This window comes from Methanococcoides sp., assembly GCF_030594565.1.
Taxonomy (GTDB): domain Archaea; phylum Halobacteriota; class Methanosarcinia; order Methanosarcinales; family Methanosarcinaceae; genus Methanococcoides; species Methanococcoides seepicolus.
The window spans coordinates 1-6,477 of record NZ_JAUVEY010000126.1 but is presented as its reverse complement, the minus strand read 5'-3'; the positions used below and the strand labels follow the sequence as shown (position 1 = coordinate 6,477).

The window sequence follows — 6,477 nt, the reverse complement described above, 5'->3', positions numbered from 1 at the left end:
AGGACGGTCTTCTGTAAGGGATCTATCTATGGCATTAGCCACCATTTCAACGTCATCTGGATGGATGAGACTGGCATAAGTGCGGACGGAACTCCCAATGAGGTCCGATGCTGGATAACCACTTATCGAAGTTATTTCTTTACTAATATACTCCATGGTATAATCCGCATCATATTTGCAACGATATGTTGCACCCGGAATGTTCGCAACCAATGTCTCAAAACGATTTTCTTTTTCCTGAAGCTCTTTTTCTGCATTTTTTTGCTCAGTGATATCGCGGACAATTCCCTGCATGATATTTTTATCTTCATCGATAACTGAAACGCTTACCTCAACATCAATAATGCTACCATCAGCTTTCTTGAAACGAGATTCAAATCTGGACGAACCGTTTTTAATAACATCATCCAGATGTTCTTTTGCCTCGTATTCAAGACCATCAGGAAGTAGAACCCGAAGATCTTTGGTTTTGAAAACATCCTTTGAATAACCAATGAGTTCACATGCTTTGTTGTTCACATCGAGAATAGTACCATCAAAAGTGTGAATGAAGATCGCATCGTTCGAGTTCTCGAACAAGGACTTGAAACGATTTTTCCTATCAAGCAAAGCATTCCTTGCTTCAACATATGCACTTATGTCCCTTGTCCTACCCTGAATACAGATAGGAAGCTGGTTTTCATTGAGAACTATCTTGCCGGTAATATCAATTGGAAGCAAAGTACCATCTTTGCGGATAAGATCCGTTTCAAAGGCAACACCTTCGCCTTTTTTACACTTATCACTATTGACAAGGCTAATGACCATGTCAAATGCTTCCGGCGTAAAGAACATCGAAAGGTTAGAACCGATCACTTCATCTACTGAGTATCCTGTAACATCGAGCACTGAACGATTGACATAAGTAAAACACAAAGACATGTCCAGTTGCCATATGACATCGATCGTATTGTCAGCGAGGAGACGATACTTTTTTTCGCTTTCAAAAAGCTTATTATGAGTTGCCAGTTGCTCAGTTACATCCTTTATGATCACTATAAGACGGTCTTTGCTTTCAGGAACGAATGTAGCTTCAAGATCGTGCAATTCTCCCCCTAACTGAAGTTGATATTGCATATCGCCTGTGATCATAACGTCTTTGATGCAGCTTTTTGCTTTCTCGGAAACGTCTGAAGGTAAAATATCACTTATGTTCTTGCCCATGAAATGTTCAGGCTCTACGAGTAATTGCACGCCTTCAGAAGAGTTGTAGCTTAATATGGCTCCATCTGCACTTACATGAAATAATATAAGATTTCTTGTCACCAATGATCCATCCAATATCAATTACTGTTAGAGAACATAGTTAACCACATATAATATCAAAATTTAAACCTACATTAGTAGTAGATCAAAATTTAGATGTACCATATGTAATATTATTCACATAATATATTAGGACATGGGATAACAATTTAAAATACCTCAAGAGACCTAAAAATAGATTTTAAAGTCTATAGTAATGTATCTAGTGTTTTAACTAATAGCACTATTCAAATCACTCAACCAAATGACAATATGAGGTGAACAAATGCTAAGTGAACTTGTTCTCAGGACCAGATCTTATAGAAGATTTAAACAGACTGAGGTTATATCAAAAGAAATGTTAACAGAACTTGTCAATATTGCAAGAGTCTCAGCTTCAGCTACCAACAGCCAGCCACTGAAATATATAATTTCATCCGATCTGAGAACAAACGCAATGATATTCGAACAGCTTGGATGGGCAGGTTATCTTCACGAATGGAAAGGACCTGCGGAAGGAGAAAGACCAGCCGCTTACATCATTATACTCGATGATACGAGGATAAGACCCGATGCAAGATATGACGCAGGAATTGCTTTACAGAACATTCGCCTTGCGGCCATGGAAAAAGGTATTGGAAGCTGTGTCATTGGTTCTGTTAACAGGGAAGTGCTGAGAGAAGAACTTGATGTGCCTCCCGAACTCGAGATAATGCTTGTACTGGCAATGGGCATCCCGGCAGAAGAGATCGTTCTCGAGGAAACCGGAGAGGAACATGATATTAGATACTGGCGTGATGAGAACGGATGCCACCATGTTCCAAAGAGAGAACTGGAGGAAGTTCTGTTTAAAGTATACTGAAATAAATGCTGATAGAAAACAATAGAATATATAAAGAAAAAGACAGTAAGTAAAGCACTGATAGAACATATCCCATGAGATAGAGCTATCACACTTTCAAGATCACGGATGTGGAATAGATGGATGAGAAATTTATCAGATACCATGCAGATACAAATACTTACATTATCCGTAGGAAAGCCTTCTTTGAAAATAGCATCAAGATAGATGGCAACATGATCGTAGGGTCTGGTGCGAACTTCTGGAAAGATCTGGAAGTAAGTGGATCCCTACAGCTTGGAAAAGAATCATTTGTTAAAGGTAATATCAAAGCAAATGATGCCCTCATAAGCGCACGTTGCAAGATAAGTGGGAACATTGAGATTGTAAATGATCTTACAATGCTTGACAACGTAAAGGTTGGAGGATCGGCAATATGTGGAAATGAAATGTCCATCAGACCAGGTTGTCAGGTAAAGTTCGTTAAAGCTGCTACTGCTTTAGAGCTTATAGGAAAGGTCGATATAAAAGAGATAGAATCCGGAACAAAGCTTATTGTTCGTTCCGAGATGTGATACACTTTTTAAAGTTAGTTACGTCGCTCCTCTGCCAGCATTTTCAAAAGCTGGTTACGTAACTCATTTGCCTCGGAACTTGTCCTTTCCCTAGGTCTTGGAAGATCAACGTTTATGACTTTCTTGATCCTGCCAGGTCTTGCGCTCATCACAACGATCTTGTCCGCAAGGAAAACCGCCTCGTCCACACTATGAGTCACGAAAACGATTGTTATCTGGTACTTTGCCCAAACCTGAAGCAGCTCTTTTTGCAAGGTGTTCCTTGTCTGTGCATCCAGAGCCCCGAACGGTTCGTCCATTAGAAGGACCTTGGGTTCGTTCGCAAGAGCTCGGGCAATGGCCACCCTCTGTCGCATTCCACCGGAAAGTTCATACGGATAACTGTTCCGGAACTGTTCAAGCCCTACGAGCTTTAAGTATTTTTCAGCTACTTCAAGTGTTTTGTTCTTGGAGATACCCTTCATTTGAGGCCCAAAGGTAATGTTCTGGATGACAGTCCTCCAGGGGAAAAGAGAATACTCCTGAAATACCATCCCTCTTGTCGAATCCGGAATGGTTATGTCCCCACCATCGAGGGTTATCTGTCCCTTATCCGGCATTTCAAGTCCTGCGATGGTCCTGAGAAGTGTTGTTTTTCCACAGCCCGAAGGACCTATGAAACAGACAAATTCCTTGTCCTTTATTTCAAGGTCAACATTATCAAGTGCAAGGGTGGACTCACCATCCTCTTTCTCAAATGCCACCGAGATACCGGAGACTTTAACTTCACCCATTATACCACAACTCCTGCACGCCATTTAAGAAGCTGCCCATCGACATACCACCTGAACAGCCTGTCAATGAAAAGACCCAGGAAACCTAGTATCAGCATATAGACAAGAACGAAATCCATCTGGTGCAGGTAGTAATGCCACCAGATCTTGTAACCAAGCCCGTTCGTACTTACGCCGAACATCTCCGCTGCAACCAGACACATCCAGCCCACACCCATGGAAATACGGATGCCTGAAGCAATGGAAGGCAGGGCAGACGGTAATGCAACGTAGCGTATAAGTGACCCACTGCTCATGCAACCCAGCACTTTGGCAGCTTCCACATAGACCTTCGGAACGCTTTTGAAGCCATCGAATGTGTTGATGATAACAGGGAAGACCGCCCCTACAAAGACCACGAATCCCGCCGAAGTGTGGGTCAGACCGAACCAGACTATGGCAAAGGGGATCCATGCAAGTGGCGGAATAGGACGGATTATCTCGATAAGAGGGTCCAATGCACGGTTCACAATCTTGAACCAACCCATGACCACCCCTATGGGTATACCTATTAAGAGTGCAGAAAGAATTCCAATTCCAAAATGAAGCAGACTTATTGCAAGATCAGTGAAGAGGATACCCCCTTCAATGATTCTGATAAAAGCGAACAGAACATCAGTAAAGCTTGGCAGGATAAACTTATTATTTACCACGAGGTCTGCTACCAGTTGCCATAGAACAATGGCCATTGTAACGGATAATAGTTCAATTCCCCTTTCACGTAGTCCTTTTGTGCCGTGTTTACTCATGTTACCTCCCGAATTATGAGGGATAAACCTCAATTCCGGCGGTTAAATGTTCTGTTCATTAATGTATGTTGCTGTTTACTCTTCAGAGATCTTCTCGTAGAAGCTCACGTCAAATATATCCTCTTCTGTAAGCTGGCTGTCGATATAACCAAGCTCATACTGGAAGTTTGCGTATTCCACTGTGGACTCTACAAGCGGACGTGGGTCAGCTGACCAGACACCATCCCAGTTTTCAAGGGACTGAAGGACAGTCGTATTGTCAACACCCTGCTTGTTAGCATATGTATTCGCTGCCTCTTCGATGTTGATATTGTCATACTCTATAGCCTTGATGTGGGTCTTTACGATCTGTTCGACCAGTTCAGGGTTGTTCCTGATAAGGTCACCACTAACCACAAGCACACAACATGCATGGTCTGCAAGTATTTCCCCGGATGCGACAACTGAACGACCGGAACCTTCCGCTTCAATGAACGTTGGTGCAGGGTGTGGTAAGAATACACCGTCTACCCGACCTGCTGCAAGAGCAGCGGTTGCATCTCCCGGACCCATTGCGACAACTTCGACGTCTGTACCAGGTTCAAGACCGTTATCGACCAACCAGTTCTTGAAGATGGTATCCTGTATCGTTCCCGGTGGGAAAGTTGCTATCTTTAGACCTTTAAGGTCTGCAGGACCATCATACTTGAACTCATTTCTGAGCACAAGGTCAGAACCCTGTGTGTTCACTGCTGCGACGATCTTTGCATCAAGTCCGGTACTGAGTGCGGAAATAACAGGTGCTGCACCAACATATGCAACATCAATGTTTCCTGCGATCATTGAATGCATCTCAGGAGTACCTGTTGGGAACTCGAATTCATTTATGCTCATGATACCAAATGGTGCAAGGTCCTCATGCCACCAGCCCTTCTCAAAGGCGGTCATGTATGATATCTGGTGTGTGCTTGGCTGATAGCCAATGTTTATTTCTGTCAATGCTTCATCATCTGGTGCGGAAGTACATCCTGACAGGAATACTGCTGCAACCAGCATGATAGATATGAATGTAATTGCTGTGATTTTTTTCAGATCGATCCCTCCATTAATAAATATGTTACTATCATGCTATTTCATCGGAATACCCTATTTATAGATTGTCGTATCAACCGACATTATTTCCTAAAAGTATTAATACAAAGCTTAATATATCCTAAAAGAGTTAATACCCTTTATTGGAGGAGTGAGTACGAGCGTTGCAAATAAAGTGATAGATGCGGCTTTTGAGTCGGATGAAGCATTCCAGCACACATTGTTGAAAGTCATCAAGGAAGACCTTGAACTTACAGCCATTGAGTTCTCGGAATATGCGAACATTCCACCAAGCACACTTTATAAGCTCATGTCAGGAAACAGGGAACCGAACATGAGAACACTCCGTCAGATAGTTAAAACCATCAGGACCATCGAGGGTTCCGACAAGGGTGATTTCATTGCGGTTATCGCTGCACGTCCTGTGCTGGATAATATCAGTGAGACAAAGAGGAAAATAGGAGGGACGCTCTGCACCATCAGAGAATACTCCGCCACCACAATGGAAGAGGCTATCATCGCCGCTGTCCGTGCTGAAAGGGAAGGAGCGAAAGCCCTTGTATGTGCGCCCATAGTCAGCCCCACAATAGAAAAGATCATCCGTATCCCTGTTGCGACAATAATGCCGAAGAACAGTGTTATCGTGGCTATCGAGGCTGTTGCACGCAAGATAGAGTAAAGAACCTTAAAAGTTCTACTTTTTTTAATATATTGAAACTATGCGATCAGCTTTGCTTATCGTTAAATGAAAACAGATAAGAGCATAAAAAAAAGATGATGCCGACACCTTTGCCGGCAACATCATATATGTATCCTTACTTGCTCTTTGAAAGCAAGCTGGATAGCTTCTCAGAAAGTGTTGCTGCGGCTTCACTTGCTTTTGCCCCTGCGGTAGACACGGTCCAGCCGCCTGCGGTAAACAGATAGGCAGCTCCACCGAGAACTGCAATTGCTGCACCACCGAACAGGTAGGTAACTGCACCTGCACCCTTGACAACTTCAACTGTTGCGGTCATACCACCTACTTTCACAAGATAGGTTCCCGGTTCACCGGCAGTGTACACGAACTCTACCGGAGCGGATTCACCGACACCGAGCGAGATCTCCTGTGTAGCGGTAGTGTTGTCATTGACAATGAGCTCTAC

The 6,477-nt window shown here is 43.2% G+C and carries 8 protein-coding genes; 3 read left to right on the top strand and 5 right to left on the bottom strand.

Features of this window, described 5'->3' with window-relative positions; translation table 11 throughout:
• On the bottom strand, positions 1-1,305 hold a 1,305-nt coding region (locus QAS77_RS09665), incomplete at its 3' end, for a PAS domain S-box protein (RefSeq protein ID WP_305065234.1).
• A 265-nt stretch (positions 1,306-1,570) separates the two neighbouring features.
• Here QAS77_RS09665 and QAS77_RS09660 point away from each other — a divergent pair.
• Complete coding sequence (locus QAS77_RS09660) at positions 1,571-2,146, top strand: nitroreductase family protein (protein ID WP_305065232.1); 576 nt, start codon at positions 1,571-1,573, stop codon at positions 2,144-2,146.
• 119 nt (positions 2,147-2,265) lie between these two features.
• Positions 2,266-2,700 (top strand): polymer-forming cytoskeletal protein, encoded by a 435-nt coding sequence (locus QAS77_RS09655; RefSeq protein ID WP_305065230.1) that lies wholly within the window; start codon positions 2,266-2,268, stop codon positions 2,698-2,700.
• A gap of 14 nt (positions 2,701-2,714) precedes the next feature.
• Here QAS77_RS09655 and QAS77_RS09650 read toward each other — a convergent pair whose 3' ends face one another.
• The 3 genes from QAS77_RS09650 to QAS77_RS09640 form a co-directional block, all read right to left on the bottom strand.
• On the bottom strand, positions 2,715-3,473 hold the full coding sequence (locus QAS77_RS09650; RefSeq protein WP_305065228.1) for an ABC transporter ATP-binding protein: 759 nt from the start codon (positions 3,471-3,473) through the stop codon (positions 2,715-2,717).
• Positions 3,473-4,261, bottom strand: coding sequence for an ABC transporter permease (locus QAS77_RS09645; RefSeq protein ID WP_305065226.1), 789 nt, complete (start codon positions 4,259-4,261; stop codon positions 3,473-3,475). Before QAS77_RS09645 ends, QAS77_RS09650 begins: the two co-directional genes overlap by 1 nt.
• Positions 4,262-4,336: 75 nt before the next feature.
• Positions 4,337-5,296, bottom strand: coding sequence for an ABC transporter substrate-binding protein (locus QAS77_RS09640; RefSeq protein ID WP_305065224.1), 960 nt, complete (start codon positions 5,294-5,296; stop codon positions 4,337-4,339).
• Positions 5,297-5,483: 187 nt separating this feature from the next.
• On the opposite strand from QAS77_RS09640, the gene QAS77_RS09635 reads away from it, so the two are divergent.
• Positions 5,484-6,011 (top strand): helix-turn-helix domain-containing protein, encoded by a 528-nt coding sequence (locus QAS77_RS09635; RefSeq protein ID WP_305065222.1) that lies wholly within the window; start codon positions 5,484-5,486, stop codon positions 6,009-6,011.
• 136 nt (positions 6,012-6,147) lie between these two features.
• Here QAS77_RS09635 and QAS77_RS09630 read toward each other — a convergent pair.
• The coding region (locus QAS77_RS09630) for a hypothetical protein (protein ID WP_305065219.1) at positions 6,148-6,477 on the bottom strand (330 nt) is incomplete at its 5' end.